A 21300-nucleotide genomic window follows, 5' to 3' on the forward strand; every position below is an offset into this window, starting at 1 on the left:
CTCTCAGAAATACGCCGTTAAGGCGTATTTCTGTTTTAACTATGCCCAAAATCCAATAATCTGAGGCGTATTTGATTAACTCATTAAAAATAAAGACGATATTTAACACTCATTAAAAATCCTCCTCAAGACAAAACAATAAGCCTTAACATCTGTTTTTACAGACTTTTTTAATTAAAAGTCAAATAAACAGCGGTGCCTTATAATTGACCATTACAAAAAATTAATCCTTTTTACTATGGAAAAACATCTAATTACAGCCCATAATTGCGCCGCTGACTAAAACACAAAGAATCACCACGCTAAGTGTCAGTAATGCATGACCCTAACAACTCCGTTACATGCATGTATGGTGGAGTAAAATAACAATGGACTAAAAATTATGATGAAGAACACATTAAAAGTAGTATTACTCACCTCAATGTTACCTTTCGCAGCGTCTGCAGCAGAAGGCTTGTCGCCTTGGTATGTTGGTGGTGGTTTAGGTATTAATGATTATGAACAGAACTGCGATAACGCATTAACATGTGGTGACGATGACCCATATGCTTGGGATGTGTTTGGTGGTTACTTATTTAACGAATATATCGGTATTGAATTAGGTTACCGCGATTTAGGTAACGCTGATTGGACTGGTAATGATAACCGCAAATATGACGTTGCCGCTTCAGGTGTTAGCGTTGGTGTTGTCGGTTTTTACCCTTTAGCTGACAAATGGAGTCTTTCTTCTGAAGTTGGTACCTACAGCTACCTACTAGAAAACGACCAAAAATTTAACGGCGTTAACCTAAGTGACTCAGGTGTAGCTCTATTCCTTGGTGCCGGTGTTGGTTATAACTTTACTGACAATCTTAAGCTTCAAGCAAAATACCGTCGTTATGAAAACATGGACGCCGATGTATTAAATAACTTAAAAATGGAAAGCAACTACTGGGGATTAGCATTAAGCTATCGCTTCGGTACTGCTGCTGCCGCTCCAGTTGCTGCTGCTCCAGTTGTTGCACCAGTTGTTGTTGCAGCTGGCGATGATGACAAAGATGGCGTAACAAATAACATCGATAAGTGTCCAGATACTCCAATGACACACAAAGTTGATGCAACTGGTTGTACTGTTTATGAAAACGTAACAACCAAGTATGATTTAGGTGGCATTTTATTTGCTAACGATTCAGCTGAAATCCGCGCGGGTTCATTTGCTGATTTAGAAAAACTAGCAGACCACTTAACTAAGTACCCACAACACACTGTATCTATTGAAGGCCACGCGTCTAATGTAGGTAAAGCAGAATACAACATGAAGCTTTCTGAGCGTCGTGCGGTTGCAGTTGCAAATGCATTGAATAACAAATACGGTATCAAAACTACACGTATTAGCTCAATTGGTTATGGCGTGACTAAACCTGTTATGCAAGGCAACTCAGCTGAAGCTAACCGTGTTAACCGTCGTATCGAAGCAATTGTTACTGGTACTGAAAAACGTCCAGTAATGCGTTAATTGTCACAATAATACGCTACACTTTAAAAGTCGCTGCTTGCAGCGGCTTTTTTGTTTTCAGAACAACCTAAACTTAGTACAACAGTGATTAGTACTGACGTTGCAGTGATAGAGTGGCAAGCACCTTTCAACTTGGTTAACCAATTCTGTCTATTTAGCAACAATATCCACCTAAACAGGGCGTAAATAATGGATTATTTCGTAATTTTTTTACAATTTAAGTTGGAATAATCCGCAAAATCGCTTCTAATAACGATATAGTTCTATATTTATTGCTTATCGAGAGGAAATTTTCATGGCCAACACACTCGCGCAACTCAAATCATTTACCACCATCGTTGCTGACACTGGCGATATAGAGGCAATTAAGCGTTATCAGCCTGAAGATGCGACCACCAACCCATCATTAATCTTAAAAGCATCTCAAATTCCAGAATATGCACCGCTTATTGATGATGCAATTGCATGGGCAAAAACACAAAGCAACAATATTGAACAACAAATCGAAGATGCAGGCGATAAATTGGCTGTGAACATCGGTGTTGAAATTTTAAAACTAGTGCCAGGCCGTATCTCTACAGAAGTTGATGCTCGTCTATCGTTTGATAAACAACGCTCAATTGATAAAGCACATAAACTAATTAAGCTTTATCAAGCAGCAGGTATCGACAAATCTCGTATCTTAATTAAATTAGCTTCCACCTGGGAAGGCATTTGCGCAGCCAAAGAATTAGAACAGCAAGGTATCAACTGCAACTTAACCTTACTGTTTAGTTTTGCTCAAGCTAGAGCTTGTGCTGAAGCTGGCGTATACCTTATCTCGCCTTTTGTAGGCCGTATTTTAGATTGGTATAAAAAAGACACAGGTCAAGATTACACCGCAGAAACTGACCCTGGTGTGGTTTCAGTAACTGAAATTTACAACTACTACAAGCAACACGGCTATAGCACGGTTGTGATGGGTGCAAGCTTCAGAAACATCGGTGAGATAATCGAATTAGCTGGCTGTGATCGCCTCACTATTGGCCCTGCATTACTTGAGGAACTCGCGAACAGCGATGTCACAATTAGCCGCAAGCTAGTTGCTGCTACATCAACTGTTCCGGCACCTGCGGCATTGACTGAAGAGCAATTCCGTTGGGACTTTAATGAAGACCCAATGGCTGTTGACAAGTTAGCAGAAGGTATTCGTAACTTTGCCATCGATCAGGGCAAACTTGAAGTTATGCTAAAAAGCAAATTAAGCTAAACAGTAGGAGGCTTTACTCGTGACTACACTCACTCAAAGCGCTACGTGGAAAGCACTGCAAGCTCACACAAGTCAATTACCTCATATGCGCACACTGTTTGATCAAAACCCACAACGTTTTGAACAAATGAGTGTTAAGGCTTGTGGGCTGTTTTTAGATTATTCTAAAAACCGCATCAACAGTGACACACTTGAACTGCTCTTCTCACTGGCGAATGAAGCCAATTTAAGTGAAAAAATTAGCGCCATGTTCAAAGGTGATGTGATAAACAATACAGAGCAGCGTTCAGTATTGCATACCGCCCTTAGAAGCAAAGCCGATCAAGTGATTATCGCTGAAGGCGCTAATATCGTACCAGAAGTACAACAAACCCTAGCCAAAATGGCCGAATTTGTTGAGTCGGTTCAATCTGGACAATGGAAAGGCTACACAGGTAAAACCATTACAGATGTAGTCAGTATTGGTATTGGCGGCTCATTTCTTGGGCCTAAGATTGTCTCTCAAGCGTTAAGACCTTATTGGCATGCAGGGCTTAATTGCCACTTTGTCGCCAACGTTGATGCAACATCGATTTGTGAAAAGCTTAAAGGCCTTAATGCTGAGACAACTTTATTTGTCATGTCATCAAAGTCATTTGGCACTCAAGAGACGCTCACAAATACGTTAAGTGCTAAAAACTGGTTCTTAGCCCAAGGCGCGACACAGCAAGATATTGCAAAGCATTTTGTCGCCGTAACATCCAATGTCACTAAAGCAACTGAATTTGGAATGGATGCCAACAACATTTTCCCAATGTGGGACTGGGTTGGTGGACGCTATTCTTTGTGGTCAGCGATTGGTTTACCTATTGCGCTATTAGTTGGGATGGATAACTTTAAAGCCTTACTTGATGGTGCTCACCAAATGGATGAGCATTTTGTGTCAGCCCCTTTAGCGCAAAATATGCCGGTGATTATGGCTATGCTGTCTGTGTTATATGGTAATTTCCATGGTGCACAGTCTCATGTAATTTTGACCTACGATCATTATTTACGTGGCTTACCTGCATACTTCCAACAGCTTGATATGGAAAGTAACGGCAAGTCAGTCACCCTTAATGGCACTGATGTAGATTACAGTACTGGCCCGGTAATTTGGGGAGGCGAAGGCACAAATGGCCAACACGCTTATCACCAATTACTGCATCAAGGTACTGCGTTAATTCCTGCTGACTTTATCATGCCACTACAAAGTCATAATCCTTTGGGTGAACATCATGATCAGCTAGCATCAAACTGCTTTGGACAAACTCAAGCATTGATGCAAGGTCGTACGTTTGAAGAAGCATTAGCGGAGCTCAGTAACAGTAAACTTGATGAGCAGCAAAAAGCACTTATTGCCAAACATAAGGTGATGTCAGGTAACAAACCAAGCAATACCTTATTAATGGATAAACTAACCCCAACCACCTTAGGCGCATTAATTGCGCTATATGAACACCGCACATTTGTGCAAGGTGCAATATGGCAAATTAACTCATTTGATCAATGGGGTGTCGAGCTTGGTAAGCAGTTAGGCAATGATGTACTAGAGCGCATTGGTGCAGACCAAGATGCAACAGAACTAGACAGTTCAAGTAATGCTTTAATAAACCTATATCGTCAAGGTAAATTATAAAAGCCCACTAGTGTGAACCGATAAAGCGTGGTTAATTAATAATGCCGTTCAACTTGTTTGAACGGCATTATTGTTTTCTAGCAAATTCACTAAACTGTGATTTTTTAGTAACTAAAATGCAACACAAGTGTTGCACCCTATAGTTGAAATATGATATTTATTCATTGAGAGACATCATAATAACAAGGGAGGTTACCATGGATCGATTAGACTATGGTGGTGCGCTAGACGAAGTTGTTGAAAGACCAAGCCGCTCAAAAAGCTCGTCAAAGAAACGTAAATGGCGTGAAATTGAAGCCATTAAAGATAAACAACGTTTACTCAAGGAATTGCAAGATATCGATGATTCATTCGATTTCGATGTTAGTACATTAGTTCTCTAATGACCCCAACGCACAATCTTTGATTGTCGCTATCATCACTAAAAAGAGCGCATTTAGCGCTCTTTTTGTTAGGCATGATTCAACAAGACGCTAGATTGGGTTTTCAGCTTTTTCTATGTAAGCACGTAACTCTTCAAACATGGATTTATCATTGTCATTAAATAAAGGGTCATCCACAAGACGTTGTTGACAAAGAACCGATACCCTATCCCAATCATTCTCATTTAACGTGCTGACAAAAAGCGGAAATACCTCTCTTTCTTCGTACTCCATATGTAATTGCTGTAATTGTATATAATCTCCTAGATCTTTGATTAATTTCTCACGAGAAATAACCACATCAGACAAAATCATATTTAGACTATAAATCAATGAGCCTGACGCTTCTGCTAACTTATGATGTTCGTTATATAACTGGCCACAGTTTGCCAATCCGGCCTTATTACTATAGTAATCGTAAATAATATCTTCCAATGGGTGATGGCTATGCTCGGCATAACCTTGCATATACTCAACAATATCCCTGACAAGATTAAAGTTAACCCCATGCCCCTCAGCTAATCGAGCCAATTTATTGGAAAGTATATTCAACAAAATGGCAATATGCTTATGATCGCGCATTAAACGTTGCAACATAACCTTCTCCCGTCATTTCGTAACAGCAATGTATAAATAATAGCCAATATTGGTGCTTTTTCTAATCTACACCATGATATGCAAAATGAGGTATGACCAAGATCATAATATTGGAATATAAAAAAACACCTAACCACAACCCTGTTGCGTGTTAGGTGTTAGAGCAAAACCAAGACGTTACTTTAATACAGAAAACATATGAGCTTTTAGCTGCTCAAAATCGGCGTCTAATTCTGCAGATAATATGGGCTTTTGTGCAACTGCGACTAATTCAGGAGGTAAAGGCAAATCCGTCGATAATTGTTGATCGACCACATCTTTAAATTTAGCAGGGTGAGCGGTGCCAAGGAAAATCCCTCTTTCACTCCCTGTTAACCCCAACGTTAATGCTTGAGCCGCAATAGCAGCATGTGGCTCAGACTGATAGCCCAATTGATAAAGCTCGGCTAATGCCAAAGCCGTTTCTGATTCGGACAAAGCAACGCCTGTCACTAACGATAAAGGCCAGCCCATTTGCTCACAAATGGCTTCAACTCTTGGCCAGTTACTTGGCTCAGAAACATCCATTGCATTAGACATAGTCGCCACTGTTTTATGTGGCTGCCAAGCGCCATCGTGCAAATAACGCGGTACTGTATCATTGCTATTAGTTGCAGCAATAAAACGTTTAATAGGTAAACCCATTGCTTTTGCAAACAATCCCGCGGTTAAATTACCAAAGTTACCGCTTGGCACTGAAACAACAATGTCATCATTACCCGCTTTTTTCGACTGAGCAACTGCCTCAAAGTAATAACAAATTTGGGCTAACAATCGGCTGATATTAATTGAGTTAGCAGAGTTTAATGCTAAACCATCACGCACATCACTGTCGTCAAATGCTTGCTTAACAAGGTGCTGACAAGCATCAAAATCTGAAGTCACAGCGACGGTATGGATATTTTTACCTAACGTAGTAAACATCTTTTCTTGTAGCTCGCTGATTTTCCCCTTGGGATACAGCACCATCACATTCACTTTATCTAAGCCATAAAATGCATCAGCTACCGCAGCCCCCGTATCGCCTGAGGTTGCAGTTAAAATAGTCAGCTTTTTATCACCTGCAAGTAAGTTAACGCACTGAGCCATAAAGCGGGCGCCAAAGTCTTTAAAGGCTAATGTAGGCCCGTGAAACAACTCTAAACAAGCGCGCTTTTCATCAACGTTGACTAGAGGCACATCAAAGGTAAAAGCATTATCAACAAGCTTATCAACACTATCTTGACCAAGCTCATCGGCCAACCAAGCCCCTAAAACCTTTTTGCTTCGCTCAGCAAAAGGTAATGCCAACAATGCATCAATATCAGTTAACACAGGGATCGATTTTGGAAAAAACAACCCTCTGTCTTTGCCTAATCCCAGCTGTACCGCTTGACTGAAATTAACTACCTGTGATGGATGTTTTAAATTGTATAATTCCATTACGACTGCCTTTTTTAAATTCAAAAAATAAATAATGTCGAGTTAAACGCAGCGAGTGCCTAACTCATCAAGTTTACACACATGTGCAAACCCACCAGATTCAGAAATATAATGCTCAATCAACCAGGCTTTTGCTTTTTCTGCGGTGGCGAGATCATCGGTAACACTAAATAATGTCGGGCCGCTGCCTGAAATCCCCGTGGTTAACATACCCAGCTCAGCTAATGCAGCTCGTGCATCGGTATAACCCGGGATCGCTGCGGCACGATATGGCTCAGCTAATACATCTTTAAGCATTTCAATAGCCAATGGGGCATCTTGTTGGTAACTGGCATGAACAAAAGCACTTAAGTAGCGACCAAAATCAATGGCGACTGATTTGTCATATTGTGCTGGCAGTAATTCACGCATTTTTGCCGTAGACAATGAAATACCAGGATAGGCTACCACCCAGTACCAGTTATCAAAACTGGGAATAGCAGCACAAGCTTTATTGCTTGCATTAAGCATTAATTGCATGCCACCTAAATAACAAGGTGCGACATTATCATAATGCACGCTGCCTGAAATTTTGCCTTCAAACTCCCCCATTAGCCCTAGCAAAGCTTGCTCATCAAACGGTTTTCCAAAATGCTCATTTAACGCATAAAGCGCTGCAACGACCGAGCTCGCACTCGATCCTAAACCACTCCCAACCGGAAGATTTTTTTCTAAACTAATCTTAACGCCATCTTGGCGTTCCAGCTTCTGTAAAAAAAATTCAGCACATTGGTAAACAATATTGTCTTTACCTTCAGCGGGTAATTTATGAGCCCACTGGCCTACTTGGCTAAAATGAACCCCACTGCTAGCCGCACTGATCATCACTCTATCGCCAAGTAATGAGCCATCGATGGGCGCTAGCGCTGCGCCCAGTAAATCAAAACCTACACCTACATTGCCCATTGACGCTGGCGCATACACAGTAAGCATCTCTTGGCTTACCTTTACCGCTTGATTCATAGCCCAACCTCACGAGTCCAGTTTAGGGTTCTTAACACGTCAGCAAAAGCACCTGCTGCGGTAACATCAGTACCGGCACCATAACCTCTAAGCACAAAAGGAATAGGTTGATAATAACGGCTGTAGAACGCAAGCGCATTCTCACCACCTTTAACGCTGTATAATGGATTTGTGGCATCAACCTCAACGATTCTTACATGGCATTGCCCCTCATCGATTTGGCCAACATAACGTAGCACTTTACCTTGGGCTTTAGCCGCGGCGACTCTTTCTGAAATCGCCACATCAAGAGATGCTAGGTTAGCCATAAACTGCTCAACATCACCTGAATCATCAAATGATGCAGGCAGAACTGACTCAACATTAATATCTGAGAGCTCAAGCGGCAACCCTACTTCACGAGCAAGAATAAGTACTTTACGGGCAACATCCATACCGCTTAAATCATCACGAGGATCTGGCTCTGTAAAGCACTTTTCGCGCGCAATAGCAGTTGCTTGAGACAAACTCATGCCCTCATCTAACATGCCAAAAATATACGACAACGAACCAGAAAGAATGCCGTTAAACTTGTGCAACTTATCGCCGGCATAAAGCAGTTTTTTCAAGTTATCAATAACAGGCAAACCTGCCCCGACAGTGGTTTCATATAAAAACTGTCGACGCTGGGCCAATGCCGTTTGGCGTAGTGCTTGATAATAAGCATAATCACGAGTGTTCGACTTTTTATTAGGAGTCACCACATGGAAGCCTGCATTCATGACTTCAATATAACAATCAGAAACCAGTTCGCTAGAGGTACAATCAACGAGAACTGGGTTTAACAATTGCTGTTCTTGACCCCATTCGAGTAACTTAGTTAAATCGTAATCTTGGCCCTTTTCAGCTAATAATGATTGCCATTCATTAAGCTCTATCCCCTGGCTATTGAGCAGCATTTGGCGAGAATTGGCGATACCACATACGCGAATACTGATATGTTGTTCTTTTAACATGGCTGTTTGTTGCTTAATTTGATCCAACAATCCAGCCCCTACATTGCCGCTGCCCACTAAAAAGACATCAACATATTGCTGCACATCAAAAAAGGCTTGATGACAGGCACCTATAGCGTGCTTTGTCTTTTTTTGCTGAATAACGGTTGAAATCGAGCGTTCTGATGATCCTTGAGCAATAGCAACAATGTTCACACTCGCTTTAGCTAATGCACTAAAAAACTTAGCGGCTACGCCTTTGTGGGTTTTCATTCCATCGCCAATCAATGACACTATCGACAGGTCTTTACGCTGCTCAATTGGCTCTAACAACTCATTTTTTATTTCAAGCTCAAACTCTTGTTCTAACGCAGATTTGGCTTTGTTTGCCTCATGAGTCGCCACACAAAAACTGATGCTATACTCAGATGAGCTCTGTGTAATAAGCGACACAGAAATACCACTACGAGAAATGGCCGCTAAAGTACGACTTGCCATCCCCACCATGCCTTTCATTCCTGGACCTGAAACGTTAAACATGGTTTGGTTATCTAAATTAGAAATCGCCTTAACTTGCAACCCTGTTTTATCTACCTCATTGGACACTAAAGTACCGGGAGCCGAAGGATTGAAGCTATTTTTGATGTAGCAAGGAATGTGATACTGAGCAATAGGCGCAATTGTTTTAGGATGCAATACCTTAGCACCGAAATAAGACAGCTCCATCGCCTCCTGATAACTTAATTGCGACAAAAGTTTTGCATCCGCTACAACACGAGGATCAGTGTTGTACACGCCGTCTACGTCTGTCCAAATCTCACAGCTTGATGCATCTAAACATGCTGCTAATACAGCTGCTGAATAATCAGAACCATTACGCCCTAACGTCACCACATTTCCGTGGGCATCGGCAGCGGTAAAACCAGGCATCACCCAAACACGATATTTATCTAAAGGCAGGTTTGCAAATCGAGGTTTACTCACGCTGATATCAACCACAGACTCTAATGGTTGGCCTTGACCTAAAAACAAAGCAACGGGGTCTAATTGTGAAGACGACAGCCCTTTAGCCAACATAACCTGTTCCATTAATGCTGCGGATAAGCGCTCACCCGTCACCACAATTTGCGCTCGTACGCTGTCAGGACATTCACCAAGCAACTTAATACCATGGAGTTTGTCTTGCCAAACCAACATTTGCGCCGCAAGTTTTGCTGATAATTGTTCAAATTGTTGCACATTAAGAAGTGAAACAGATGCTTCGGTAAACAAACTGCTAAATACTTGGTTTATGTGGTCTAAAACAACTTGATAATCTTGTTGGCTAACGGCCAAATCGACCATTTCAAGCAATGCGTTAGTCACTGTAGCAGGGGCAGAAAGTACCGTAGCAACAGATTCTGTAACTGAAGAGTCTGCAATAATATCTGCTGCCATTGAAAAACGAGACCAATTTGCCAGCGAAGTTCCGCCAAATTTCATTACTTTCATTTACTTCTCCCTGCCACCAAAGCATGGTGACCATAATTTAATATTATTGAATTAAAAACAAAAAAGCCCGCTTCTATTGTGGGAAGCGGGCTTGTTGTACAAATCTTTTAGGGTGTAATCAGCCCGCCCCCACTATGGTGATAGTGGTGGTTGTAATGGTAGTAATTACAACGAGCATGATGGTCAACATTAACAATCTCATTTTTATTTTAGCGGCAAATACAGAGTTGCCGCTAAATCAGCTGATACACATTGGGTAACAGAATTGCTTTTTTTACCTAGACTTGTCAACCCCTGCTTACAGTTTATTTGTTAGTTATTTTTAAAAATAAGTTGATTTATATTATTTTCAAACTTCACAGTTTAGCAATAACGACATTCGGCCAGTTTTTTTCTCCCTAAATCGCCTAAAAATCACACTTAACACGGCGCTATAAAATTTAAACATCTGTTTATAATGATTTTTTAAAATATTCAAAAATACGTATCTAACAACTATCACAAAGAGGAACGCGCGATAAACACAAACTGAAACAGCATAGTGACAATGTGCCGCATAAAGTGATTTATTTTCAACATAACCTCAATTTTGACATTTAACTGGCTACAAAATAAAAAAAGCTGTGATTGAATAAGCAAAAACTGATGTTTATCGTCGCAGGCGACTCGTAAAATACGGTATGATGCGCAAATCACGAATTGGAGGCGATATGAAAATTACAAAACATGCAGCGGTCACGATTCATTACCGCTTATCTGATGAGCAAGGTGAATTGATCGAAAGTTCTTTTGAAGGTGAACCAATGGTTTACTTACATGGGACAGAAAACTTAATCCCTGGTCTCGAATCAGTCTTAGAAGGCAAATCCGCTGGCGAAAAAGTAGAAGCCAATATCCCCGCAGCTCAAGGTTATGGTGAGTACCACCCTGGCCTAAAGCAAGAAGTCCCTATCAGTGCTTTTGGTGACATCGAAGATATTATTCCTGGCATGCGTTTTATTGCCGAAACAGAATTAGGTCAACGCCCTGTTCAGGTTACTGAAGTAAAAGATGACGTCATTGTAGTTGATGGTAATCATCCTCTAGCTGGCCAGTCATTAAACTTTAGCGTTGAAGTGATTGCTGTACGTGAAGCGAGTGCAGAAGAGCTTGCACATGGCCATATTCATGCGCAAGGTGGTTGTGGGAGTCACGGACACGATCATGACCATGAACACGGTTCGTGTGGCTCAGAAAAACCAGGGTGTGATGGTAATGGTGGCTGTGGCTGTCACTAATAACGCTGAGTAAAACTCACTCTGCGTCATCAGAAAGATTGAAAAAACAACAAGGCATTGTCTAAGTTCTAGGCAGTGCCTTTCTATTTACGTTATACTTTAATCAGAAAACAACAATTAGTTAGACTTATCCCCATGGTGGAAATGGACAACAAAACCATGATGATCCTTTACTAATTGCCTACTCATATAAAAATTAATACATAGCGACGGAGTGCTTATGTTAATCAAACCAATATACGAACTATTGCCATACAGCTACATGATTGTTGGCACAGCTAGCATATTTTTGCTAGAACCAAGTTACGCCCTTGCGGCTTCGATAGTGGTGTATTTATACGGTGCTCACATCTATAACTTACGCTCTAAAAATCGTCGCACGGATCCCAAGCGCAAACGTAAAGCAGGAGCATTACCTGAGACCTTGTACGGTTTAATGCCTTTTATCTATGTATTTTCGGCGCTCAGTCTTTATCGTTTTTACCCCAAAGATTCGAGCACGCTATTTGCTTTGTGTTTAGCCACCTATGGCGCTTACTTGTTTATGCGACGGTCAAGCTACCGACACCATAAATACCCTAAAGGGATACGGCAATAAACGAGCATAACAATTAAGCCAACAGGCTCTAGTCAAGAATTAACTTTCTGACCTTAGCTCGTTGGCTTGCAGACATATTTTTTAAATAGTTTGAACATCGAGTAATGGTTGCGATACTCACTTGATGTTCTGATGCAATTTGTCGCTGGCTCATTTCACCTGCTAACAATGTTTGAAATACCTGTAATCGCCCTGACACCGCACTGCGCTCTTCTTCTGTTAATAATAATTGAAATAACACTGACAAGTCTTCTTCGTTTGTATGGGTCAATATTTTATCTACAACTAAATTCCAGTTGGCACGCATAATTTTTTCTCTTTGTAGTAATGCCGAAACAGTACAAGTGTATCAATTATTCTCAGTACTTTGCAAAAGTACTCCGTTGATAAGTAGTAAGAAAACTTATCGCATCTAGATATAAAAATTGTGTAGAATAAACCGTGACTGATTGCACATTTATACTATTAACGATATGTAGATCAGACTAAACCAAGTGCTTATGGAACCCTTACTATTACTAGAAAGATGAGAAGGAATATGATGAAAAAGACATTACTTGCCATTGTAGCAACTGCAATAATCATCCCTGCAGCAATCGCTAACAACTTTGAAAAGCCGACTGATGCCATTGAATATCGTCAATCTGCGTTTAGCCTAATTGCATACAACTTTGGTGATATGGGCGCCATGCTCAAAGGCAAAAAGCCATTTGACGCAGGTGTATTTAGTGCTCGTGCAGACAATGTAGCAGCACTTTCTAAGCTCCCTCATGAAGGCTTTATTGATGGAACCGAAACAGGTGACACTGAAGCGTTAGCTAAAATTTGGCAAGACAAAGCAGACTTCGATAGCAAAATGACAGCATTTAAAGATAACGCTGCAGCATTGGCCGTTGCCGCTAAATCAAGTGACCAAAACCAAATCAAACAAGCTTTTGCTAACACGGGTAAAAGCTGTAAAGGTTGTCATGACGTTTACAAAAAAGATTAATAAGTACTAGAACAATCTAAAAAATAAAGCCCGTTATGGGCTTTATTTTTATCATCGCAAAAATGCTGATCTACAAAAAGCTCACCACAGGCCCTAACAATAGCAACCAAATACCAGCAAACAACAACGCCACTATCACCAATGCTAACCAAGGTGAGCGTAATGCAGGCGCAGTTACTTGACCACTCACATATTTATAACCACTAAACATCGCCTTAACTAGATTTTCGCCTTTAACCACGTGCACAATCACAGCAGCCACGTGCAATACAACTAAACCTAAAATCACATTAAAATTTGTTTTATGTAACCAAGTTAGCCAATTGGCAGTATCAGAAGACACTAGATGAATTAACGGGCCTTCTGTAAAAATCTCATCTGTGGCAAATAAGCCCGTTGTTAATTGCAACATTATCAATCCAAGTAAGGCAAATACCATATAGGCACCCAAAGGGTTATGCCCTAAAGAACGGGGTTTAGGCTTGGTCAATGCATATTGAATGACTTTTTTAGGCCCAACAAAAAAATGGCTAAACTTAGCCGTTTCACTGCCTATAAATCCCCAAACCAGCCTAAATAAAATCAGCGTCATTAACACATAGGCCAACACTTGATGCCATTGCATTTCACCTATTTCGGCGGTCCACCACAAGCCAGCCAGTAAGCCAACCATAGACCAATGGAATAATCGTATTGGAAAATCCCACACCTTTATTTTTTGCTGTTCTATACTCATTGATAACTGCCTATAACCATTTGCTTACGGGGATTATAATCCAAATCTGTGTCAGATTTTGCTGCTTTAGGAAAAAAGACTCAGGCAGTGTCAAGCGCTGATTTATCGTGCTCACACAATGGTGGATAAACGAACAGCTAACTCTGTTTTATAAGCTAACTATGTTTTATAAGCTAACTATGTTTTATAAGAGTGGAGTAACAAGAGGAGTAAAACAAACGCAGTAACAATGCAGATTTTAGTAGCTTACCCGACGTTGTAAATAGTGCAATAAATACACAAAAAAGTTAATAGAGTATCAACTTATTCATTCAAATATGAGCTGTTCTGCTGCGTAACACAAGCACATTTTGCCATTTTTTCGTTAAAAATGCCTAAGCGATCAAATATGCGGCAGTCAAAAATAAACACAGGCAAAAATGTGATTTAGATCACGATTTTTATGTTCAACCTTGGTAATCTGAAGTCAAGCAAACAACAAGAAGGTTCTAAATATGCTGAAAATCACTAGCAAACAACTTGAAGTCACTGCCCTTATCCGCGAACGCATTGAAGGAAGATTAGAAAAACTATCTCGACACGATATTCAATTAATTAATCCGCACGTTATTATCACACAAGAAAAGCAACTGTTTAAAATTGAGGCTTCGGTTGGATTACCTAGTGGAGATTTATTTGCCCAGGCGAAAAGTGAAAACCTATACGCAGCGATTACTGCAATGGGACAAAAGCTGGAAAAACAGCTAAACCGCCTGACTCACAAACCCCATGCTCAACGACATGTGTCATTACCCAATGACACAGATGACGAGTTTGAGTATGTCTATAAGGAGGAAAACGCAGCTTGATGTTATTTACTATTAACCAGCGCACCTTCGGGTGCGCTTTATTTTGTCAGCAATTCATCCTTGTTGAGTAAAATTACATTGACAGGTTAACCCAGTAGCTTTAGTTTTAATCCATGAACACAAAAATATTCAGCCTTTTTATTTTCTTTTTTTCTCAGCCCACCCATGGAGGCGGATTTTCTGTGTAAAAACGAAAATGAAAATTCCAAAGCCTCCCAATTGGGAGGCTTTTTTGTATTATAAATACTGTTGTATCCAACCTACATCAGTCTGTTGCGTCACATTGAGGTTAATATGCAAAAACCACCAGAGTTAAGTCAAACTCGTGAACAAATAACAGCCTTAGATAAATCGTTATTAGAGTTGCTGTCTAAACGTCGTCAATTGAGCTTAAATGTGGCGCGCAGTAAAGAAATCGATGTCAGACCAATACGAGACACCCAAAGAGAAAAAGAACTCCTAGAACGCTTAGTGCAGCAGGGGCGGGAGCAAGGGCTTGACGCACACTTTGTTCTGTCTCTATATCAAAATATCATTGAAGACTCAGTTTTATTTCAACAAACCTACCTGCATGGCCGGGCTAATCCTGATACTCAAAAACAACAATATACCGTTGCCTATTTAGGCGCGCGAGGTTCTTACTCCTATTTAGCAGCCACTCGCTATTGTTCACGCCGTCAAGTAGACATGATTGACTTTGGTTGCCAAAGTTTTGATGACATCGTCAACGCAGTAGAATCAGGCCATGCTGATTACGGTTTTTTACCCATAGAAAATACCTCGTCAGGTTCAATCAATGAAGTGTATGACGTACTGCAACACACCACATTATCCATTGTGGGTGAAACCACCATCGAAGTTGGCCACTGTTTACTGACAAAACCTGATAGCAAGATAAGTGATATCAAAACCATTTACGCTCATCCGCAGCCTATTAGCCAATGTAGTCGTTATTTAAGTCAGTACCCTCATATTAAGCTTGAGTATTGCTCCAGTAGTGCAGAAGCGATGACAAAAGTAATTGAAGCTGATAATAACACTGTGGCCGCCATTGGTAGTGCTGAAGGTGGAGCACTTTATCAATTAGTAGCGTTAGAAAAAGGATTGGCTAATCAAAAAATAAATCAAAGCCGTTTTATCGTGGTTGCCAGAAAAGCATCTGCTGTTCCATCGCAGCTGCCGGCAAAAACTACATTGATTATGGCAACAGGTCAAAAGCCAGGTGCGCTCGTTGAAGCGCTATTGGTATTAAAGGCACATAACTTAAACATGAGCAAACTGGAATCTCGCCCTATTCCAGGTACTCCATGGGAAGAGATGTTTTATTTGGACATTGATGGCAACTTAGCTACTCGCGAAGTGCAGCAGGCAATTAAAGAGCTTGAGCGATTAACACGCTTCATTAAGGTGTTAGGATGTTACCCTTGTGAAACGGTTAAACCCACTCAATTATCTCAAGCACAATTGCTGATAGAGCCAGACAGTTCTAAACAAGAGCCCGTAAAAACTCAACCTAACAATCAAGCAAAACATGCTAGAGCTTATAAAGCCCAGGATACACAGTTAATTTGTCAGCATTTTCAACTAGGTGCCGGTCAATTTAGTGCACTGCAACAAATTAATTTACCAATAGACAATACCGTACTGGCAACCCAGGCAAAACTGATTAAAGAATCGGGTTTTCAAGCAATACTGCTTAATGACTTAAAAAATCAATTAAATGAGCAACAGCTAAAGCAACACGTTCAAGTCATTGAACAAGCCGGTCTTCTTTGCGTAATGCAAATTGAGCAAGAGCAAGAGTTCGTTTTAGCGAGTCCATTAGCTGACATGTTAATACTGGCGGGTAAACAAATGTATAATCCGGACATGCTAGCGTTAATTGGTTCGGTGAATTTGCCGGTAATATTAGAGCGAAATACAATGGCGAGTATTGATGATTGGTTAAGCGCCGCTGATACGGTTCTTAGCCACGGCAATCAACAACTTGGATTGTGCGAGTCGGGGGTTAGAAGTTTCACTCATCCTGAACAGCTCAACCTGGACCTAGCGGGTATTGTTGAAGTGAAATCGCGCAGTCATTTGCCCGTGATTGTGAATACCAGTTTTTGTATCAACGAAGCATTATTACCTAATCATGCCAATGCCATTAAACAACTCAAAGCTGATGGTATTGTGCTACTGCATCATGATGAGAGTTCTCAAGCAGACATTATTCATGCCTTGTATCATAATCTGAGTACTTAACCCACTTGAACATAAAGTAAAACGCCATAAAAAAAGCCGAAATGACTTTCGGCTTTTTTATACCAATTACGATTAAAGACTTCCCAGTTTAGCCCAATCTCTGTGACACAATCTTTTTACCCTGTCCTTGCACTCAATGAATGTATTCCATGCACGACAGCATTCCTCACTAAACCTTGGTTCAAGAAGCTTGATACCCAATCATTCACACTTCGACGACTGACATTTAAGCGCCTGGCGACTTCTGAGCGATTATTAATTTGCATAAACATCGCAACTGCTAATAAGCGGATCCTCTTATTAGCTTTTTTCTCTTGTTTAGCGTAATAGAGTATTTCTTGGTAGGTTAACGTTTTCATTCATAAACGGGGTTGAATGTTGTGCTGTTATTAGATCACATTTCAATCATAATTGGTATTATTTGGGGATTAAAAAATTTAAACAGCTATTCCATCATTAAGGCTTATCCAACCTTTAAATATCCGGTAACTAAACCAGCTAACGCCAAGCAAATACATAGGTACGCTTAACCACAATGGGCTAGTCCAATAACCCGCAATAAAAAATGGGCATAAACCAATTATACTTATACGTTGCCAACGTAAATGGCTGGCTAGCACTGAGTCTGGATTAACGTTTTTTTGAATTAAATTAACCCATAGGCTCAATAAAACAGGCACAAAAAATAATGGGAAAGCACTCATTAAGCCGTAAAGAAAATGCCCAAGGGAATTATCTTCAACCTGTTGTATAGGCAACATATTCGATGGCGTCATCGACATGGTTCTCCTCCAAAGGCAAATTTTTGATGCAAGCTAAAATAAATAAACCAACAAGTTCAGTATATCTTATTAGCTAAACATAAGCCTTGTGTCACGGTTTAGCAATAATTTGAACGATTAAAAATCATTAACCTGCTTTCATATCATTAACAGACTGTAACATGGCACGGCTTTCATGCTGAAACTGCGGTGCGAAATCGCCAAACCATTTTGCAACACGTTGAAATTGCTCTACAAACTCTTCTCTGTTACCCGACTTTAGCATGGCAAGCGCATCACGATAGTTATCTAAATAATCACTAATTGCGTGCAAACTACCTTCTTGGGCAAAAATAATATCGGCATAAAGCTCAGGATCTTGAGCAAATAGTCGGCCAACCATAGCAAGCTCTAATCGATAAATAGGTGAACTAAACTGCAACAAATTATCAATATCGGCTTCCTCTTTACAGAGGTTTAAACCATAAACAAATGTCGAAAAATGGCGCATTGCTTGAACAAGTTGCATTGCATTATCATGACGTTCGGCTTGTGCTTCAACAATACGCGCACCCCAGATTTCAATTTGCTGTAATAGCCATTGATAGGCATCTGATTGACGCCCATGACACACCACCACAACTTGTTTAGCTAGGCTGCCTACATCTGGGCCAAACATTGGGTGTAACCCCACTACCGGCCCTTTATGAGCTTCAAGCATGGCAGCCAGTGGTTTCTCTTTTATGGAGGTTAAATCGGCTAAAATACACTGTTCAGGCAAATGGGTTAACTTTTCGCGGATAACTTCACAGGTGACATTAATCGGTACAGTAACAATGACTAGGCCAGCACCATCAAAAATTGCATCAGCATGTTGCCAATCATTTTTGTCCAGGCTTTTAACCTTATAGCCAGATAACTTCAGCATCTGGCTAAAAAGTTGTCCTAACTTGCCTTCACCGCCCACAATCACAACATGCCCTAAATCTTGCTTAATTTGCTTAAAGCCGACATCCTTTTCATTAAGATACGATTCACGCATTAATCGCCGCAAAATATCTTCAATTAATTGCGGCGAAACATTCATGTTTTCAGCTTCGGCGCGTCGCTTAGCTAGCATAGATGCTTCACGTTGTGGAGCATAAATTGGCACACCAGCTGAGTGCTTAACGGCTCCAACTTGAGCCACTAAATCTAAACGTTTTCGAAGTAAATGTAACAATTGCTGATCTACACCGTCTATTAGATCACGTAAATTCTCAAGATCAGCAGTAGTCTTTTCGTTCATATTCTTATCCATTAACCATTGGCGACCTGTAGCATATCGAATCGCGTCGGTAAAACTGCAGACAACTGGTTAGCGCCTTGTCGTAAAATCGTTTCAGTTGTTTCCCAATCAATACAGGCATCGGTTACAGAAACACCGTATTTAAGCTCTGATAATGGCTTATCTGAACTTTGATTGCCTTCATTGATATTGCTCTCAAGCATAACACCAATGATCGATTTATTGCCTGCTTCAATTTGGTTAAATACATCTTCACAAACATTTTTTTGACGTAAATGGTCTTTAGAGGAATTACCGTGACTGCAATCAACGACTAAACGAGCATTAAGTTTGGCCTTGTGAAGTTGTGCTTCACATTCTGCCACGCTAGCTGCGTCATAATTGGGTACAGAGCCACCACGTAAAATAATATGACCATCTGGATTACCTGCAGTTTGCAATAATGACACTTGGCCTTCTTGGTTTATTCCCATAAAACGATGGCTGCTCGCAGCTGACTTTAATGCATTAATTGCTACATCTAATTTACCATCCGTGCCATTTTTAAAACCTACAGGCATCGATAAACCTGAGGCCATTTCACGGTGGGTTTGCGACTCAGTTGTACGCGCGCCGATAGCAGACCAGGTCACGAGCTCTGAAAGATACTGCGGGCTAATAGGATCTAATGCTTCTGTAGCAATTGGAAGCTCAAGTTCAGCTAACCAAATCATCAGCTCGCGCGCCATCCTTAAACCCTTTTCAACATCAAATGACTCGTCCATATCTGGGTCATTAATCAAGCCTTTCCAGCCAACTGTTGTGCGTGGCTTTTCAAAATAAACACGCATTAAAATATAGAAATCATCACTGAGTTCATCATGAAGTTTTTTTAGCTTTAATGCATATTCTTTCGCGGCATCAATGTCATGAATAGAGCACGGACCGGTAACGACTAACACTCGGTTATCACGTTTATGAACAATATCTGCCACTTGTTTACGCGCATTGAGAATATACTGATAAGCATGACTCGATAAGGGTAATTCTTGCTTTAATTCTGCTGGCGTTACTAATACTTGTTCTGAACTAATGTGCACATTGTTAATCGTATCTTGTTGCATACTCATTACTCTCTTATGACTGCTGGCCTAGACCACACGTAAACTGTTATTTTGTTATTGATGTATTTTTGTAACGCTACACCATTACACCTTTTAAGCAACTATGCCTGCGCTCACATCAGAGATCAAGGCTTATTTAAGTAAATGATTAAAATTAATTAAAATGCAGATAATGTTAAATAGAAGTGAATGAGATATGCCTCATTTTGGTTGTAAGCAAGAGTAATACCAATTCCACTAATTATCTGGTCATTCAGCGGGAATTCTGTGCCTTCTAGGCAAGTAATAGGATTGTAGGCATAGTTGCTCTACGTCAAAATACTATTAAGCAGCATAGAAGGCACAGAAACCCGCCTTGCAGGAGACGCTCAGACAGTCCATTTCTTTGTTGCATTGCCTTAGAAGGGAATAACCATTATTTCAACAATGCGCCTCAAACTGAACAGTCTGAGCGACTCTGATTGGTCACATAATTAATGGAAATGGTATAATATCCATCAGCACAAGAATGTGAACATTCTGACTGGTTAACATCGCTTATAACCTCGTTAGAAATATTGAAGATAGCACAACTTGCTCGCTGCAATTTTGCCTAATTTTAAGCGATTTTCCTACGCAATCTCTGATCACTTATTATAAATCAGCAATTGATTGAGAAGATTAATACCTGAAAACAAAAACCCGCCTTTCGGCGGGTTGTTGTGCGAACACTGCATCTTTATTCTGTATCGGTAACTATTACTTAGTTGCCAATTTTTCACGGATACGTGCAGACTTACCTGAACGCTCACGTAAATAGTACAGCTTAGCACGACGTACACGGCCGCGACGCTTAACTTCGATGCTAGCAATTAATGGGCTGTGCGTTTGGAAAGCACGCTCAACACCTTCGCCATTAGAGATTTTGCGAACTGTGAATGCAGAGTGCAAACCACGGTTACGCTTAGCAATAACGATACCTTCAAAAGCCTGAAGACGCTCTTTATCACCTTCTTTAACACGTACTTGAACCACTACTGTATCACCAGCACCGAATTCAGGTACGTCTGTTTTCATTTGCTCATCGTTGAGCATTTTAATGATGTTGTTCATAACTACTCCGT

Annotated in this window: 20 protein-coding genes and 1 other annotated feature; of the genes, 9 read left to right on the top strand and 11 right to left on the bottom strand. The window is 40.6% G+C overall.

Going from position 1 to position 21300, the window contains the following annotated elements:
• The first annotated feature begins 382 nt into the window (after window positions 1-382).
• The 4 genes from K8B83_RS18120 to K8B83_RS18135 all read left to right on the top strand — a co-directional run bounded on the left by K8B83_RS18120 (window position 383) and on the right by K8B83_RS18135 (window position 4784).
• Entirely contained in the window at window positions 383-1495 is a 1113-nt protein-coding gene (locus K8B83_RS18120; RefSeq protein ID WP_188739296.1) for an OmpA family protein, read from the top strand.
• A 295-nt stretch (window positions 1496-1790) separates the two neighbouring features.
• Complete coding sequence (gene tal, locus K8B83_RS18125) at window positions 1791-2744, top strand: transaldolase (RefSeq protein ID WP_223418592.1); 954 nt, start codon at window positions 1791-1793, stop codon at window positions 2742-2744.
• A gap of 19 nt (window positions 2745-2763) precedes the next feature.
• Window positions 2764-4401 (top strand): glucose-6-phosphate isomerase, encoded by a 1638-nt coding sequence (pgi, locus tag K8B83_RS18130; RefSeq protein WP_223418593.1) that lies wholly within the window; start codon window positions 2764-2766, stop codon window positions 4399-4401.
• Window positions 4402-4598: 197 nt separating this feature from the next.
• Entirely contained in the window at window positions 4599-4784 is a 186-nt protein-coding gene (locus tag K8B83_RS18135; RefSeq protein WP_160053078.1) for a DUF3545 family protein, read from the top strand.
• A 90-nt stretch (window positions 4785-4874) separates the two neighbouring features.
• Here K8B83_RS18135 and K8B83_RS18140 read toward each other — a convergent pair whose 3' ends face one another.
• From K8B83_RS18140 to thrA, 4 genes are all read right to left on the bottom strand, one after another.
• Window positions 4875-5420, bottom strand: coding sequence for a hemerythrin domain-containing protein (locus K8B83_RS18140; RefSeq protein ID WP_188739293.1), 546 nt, complete (start codon window positions 5418-5420; stop codon window positions 4875-4877).
• Window positions 5421-5597: 177 nt separating this feature from the next.
• Window positions 5598-6881 carry a threonine synthase gene (thrC, locus tag K8B83_RS18145; protein ID WP_223418595.1) on the bottom strand — a complete coding sequence of 428 codons (1284 nt, stop codon included), beginning with the start codon at window positions 6879-6881 and terminating at the stop codon, window positions 5598-5600.
• 42 nt (window positions 6882-6923) lie between these two features.
• Window positions 6924-7883, bottom strand: a complete 960-nt coding sequence (thrB, locus tag K8B83_RS18150; RefSeq protein WP_188739291.1) for a homoserine kinase — start codon at window positions 7881-7883, stop codon at window positions 6924-6926.
• Window positions 7880-10348, bottom strand: a complete 2469-nt coding sequence (gene thrA, locus K8B83_RS18155) for a bifunctional aspartate kinase/homoserine dehydrogenase I (protein ID WP_223418597.1) — start codon at window positions 10346-10348, stop codon at window positions 7880-7882. Before thrA ends, thrB begins: the two co-directional genes overlap by 4 nt.
• Window positions 10349-11058: 710 nt before the next feature.
• On the opposite strand from thrA, the gene slyD reads away from it, so the two are divergent.
• The gene (gene slyD / locus K8B83_RS18160; protein ID WP_188739289.1) at window positions 11059-11625 is read left to right on the top strand and encodes a peptidylprolyl isomerase; all 567 of its coding nucleotides are present in this window, start codon (window positions 11059-11061) and stop codon (window positions 11623-11625) included.
• A gap of 220 nt (window positions 11626-11845) precedes the next feature.
• Window positions 11846-12223, top strand: a complete 378-nt coding sequence (locus K8B83_RS18165) for a hypothetical protein (protein ID WP_188739288.1) — start codon at window positions 11846-11848, stop codon at window positions 12221-12223.
• A 28-nt stretch (window positions 12224-12251) separates the two neighbouring features.
• Here the strand turns inward: K8B83_RS18165 and trpR are convergent, their stop codons facing one another.
• A complete protein-coding gene (trpR, locus tag K8B83_RS18170) occupies window positions 12252-12530 on the bottom strand; it encodes a trp operon repressor (protein ID WP_188739287.1) in 279 nt (92 codons plus the stop codon).
• A 234-nt stretch (window positions 12531-12764) separates the two neighbouring features.
• Here trpR and K8B83_RS18175 point away from each other — a divergent pair, with 234 nt between their 5' ends.
• On the top strand, window positions 12765-13214 hold the full coding sequence (locus K8B83_RS18175; RefSeq protein WP_223420110.1) for a c-type cytochrome: 450 nt from the start codon (window positions 12765-12767) through the stop codon (window positions 13212-13214).
• A 70-nt stretch (window positions 13215-13284) separates the two neighbouring features.
• On the opposite strand, the gene K8B83_RS18180 is transcribed toward K8B83_RS18175, so the two are convergent.
• Window positions 13285-13950, bottom strand: coding sequence for a cytochrome b/b6 domain-containing protein (locus tag K8B83_RS18180; RefSeq protein WP_188739286.1), 666 nt, complete (start codon window positions 13948-13950; stop codon window positions 13285-13287).
• Window positions 13951-14444: 494 nt separating this feature from the next.
• On the opposite strand from K8B83_RS18180, the gene hpf reads away from it, so the two are divergent.
• Together hpf and K8B83_RS18190 are read left to right on the top strand one after the other, a co-directional pair.
• Complete coding sequence (hpf, locus tag K8B83_RS18185; RefSeq protein WP_188739285.1) at window positions 14445-14798, top strand: ribosome hibernation-promoting factor, HPF/YfiA family; 354 nt, start codon at window positions 14445-14447, stop codon at window positions 14796-14798.
• A gap of 115 nt (window positions 14799-14913) precedes the next feature.
• Window positions 14914-15035, top strand: a sequence feature (Phe leader region).
• 57 nt (window positions 15036-15092) lie between these two features.
• A complete protein-coding gene (locus K8B83_RS18190) occupies window positions 15093-17045 on the top strand; it encodes a chorismate mutase (protein ID WP_188739284.1) in 1953 nt (650 codons plus the stop codon).
• A gap of 116 nt (window positions 17046-17161) precedes the next feature.
• On the opposite strand, the gene K8B83_RS18195 is transcribed toward K8B83_RS18190, so the two are convergent.
• The 5 genes from K8B83_RS18195 to rplS form a co-directional block, all read right to left on the bottom strand.
• Window positions 17162-17404 (bottom strand): helix-turn-helix domain-containing protein, encoded by a 243-nt coding sequence (locus tag K8B83_RS18195; RefSeq protein ID WP_223418598.1) that lies wholly within the window; start codon window positions 17402-17404, stop codon window positions 17162-17164.
• Between the two features lie 78 nt (window positions 17405-17482).
• Window positions 17483-17827, bottom strand: a complete 345-nt coding sequence (locus tag K8B83_RS18200; protein ID WP_188739283.1) for a hypothetical protein — start codon at window positions 17825-17827, stop codon at window positions 17483-17485.
• Between the two features lie 127 nt (window positions 17828-17954).
• On the bottom strand, window positions 17955-19094 hold the full coding sequence (tyrA, locus tag K8B83_RS18205) for a bifunctional chorismate mutase/prephenate dehydrogenase (RefSeq protein WP_223418600.1): 1140 nt from the start codon (window positions 19092-19094) through the stop codon (window positions 17955-17957).
• A gap of 11 nt (window positions 19095-19105) precedes the next feature.
• Window positions 19106-20197 carry a 3-deoxy-7-phosphoheptulonate synthase gene (locus tag K8B83_RS18210; protein ID WP_317846459.1) on the bottom strand — a complete coding sequence of 364 codons (1092 nt, stop codon included), beginning with the start codon at window positions 20195-20197 and terminating at the stop codon, window positions 19106-19108.
• A gap of 738 nt (window positions 20198-20935) precedes the next feature.
• Entirely contained in the window at window positions 20936-21289 is a 354-nt protein-coding gene (rplS, locus tag K8B83_RS18215) for a 50S ribosomal protein L19 (protein ID WP_188740919.1), read from the bottom strand.
• Window positions 21290-21300: the final 11 nt, after the last annotated feature.

It is taken from the genome of Shewanella inventionis, from assembly GCF_019931735.1.
Lineage (GTDB): Bacteria > Pseudomonadota > Gammaproteobacteria > Enterobacterales > Shewanellaceae > Shewanella > Shewanella inventionis.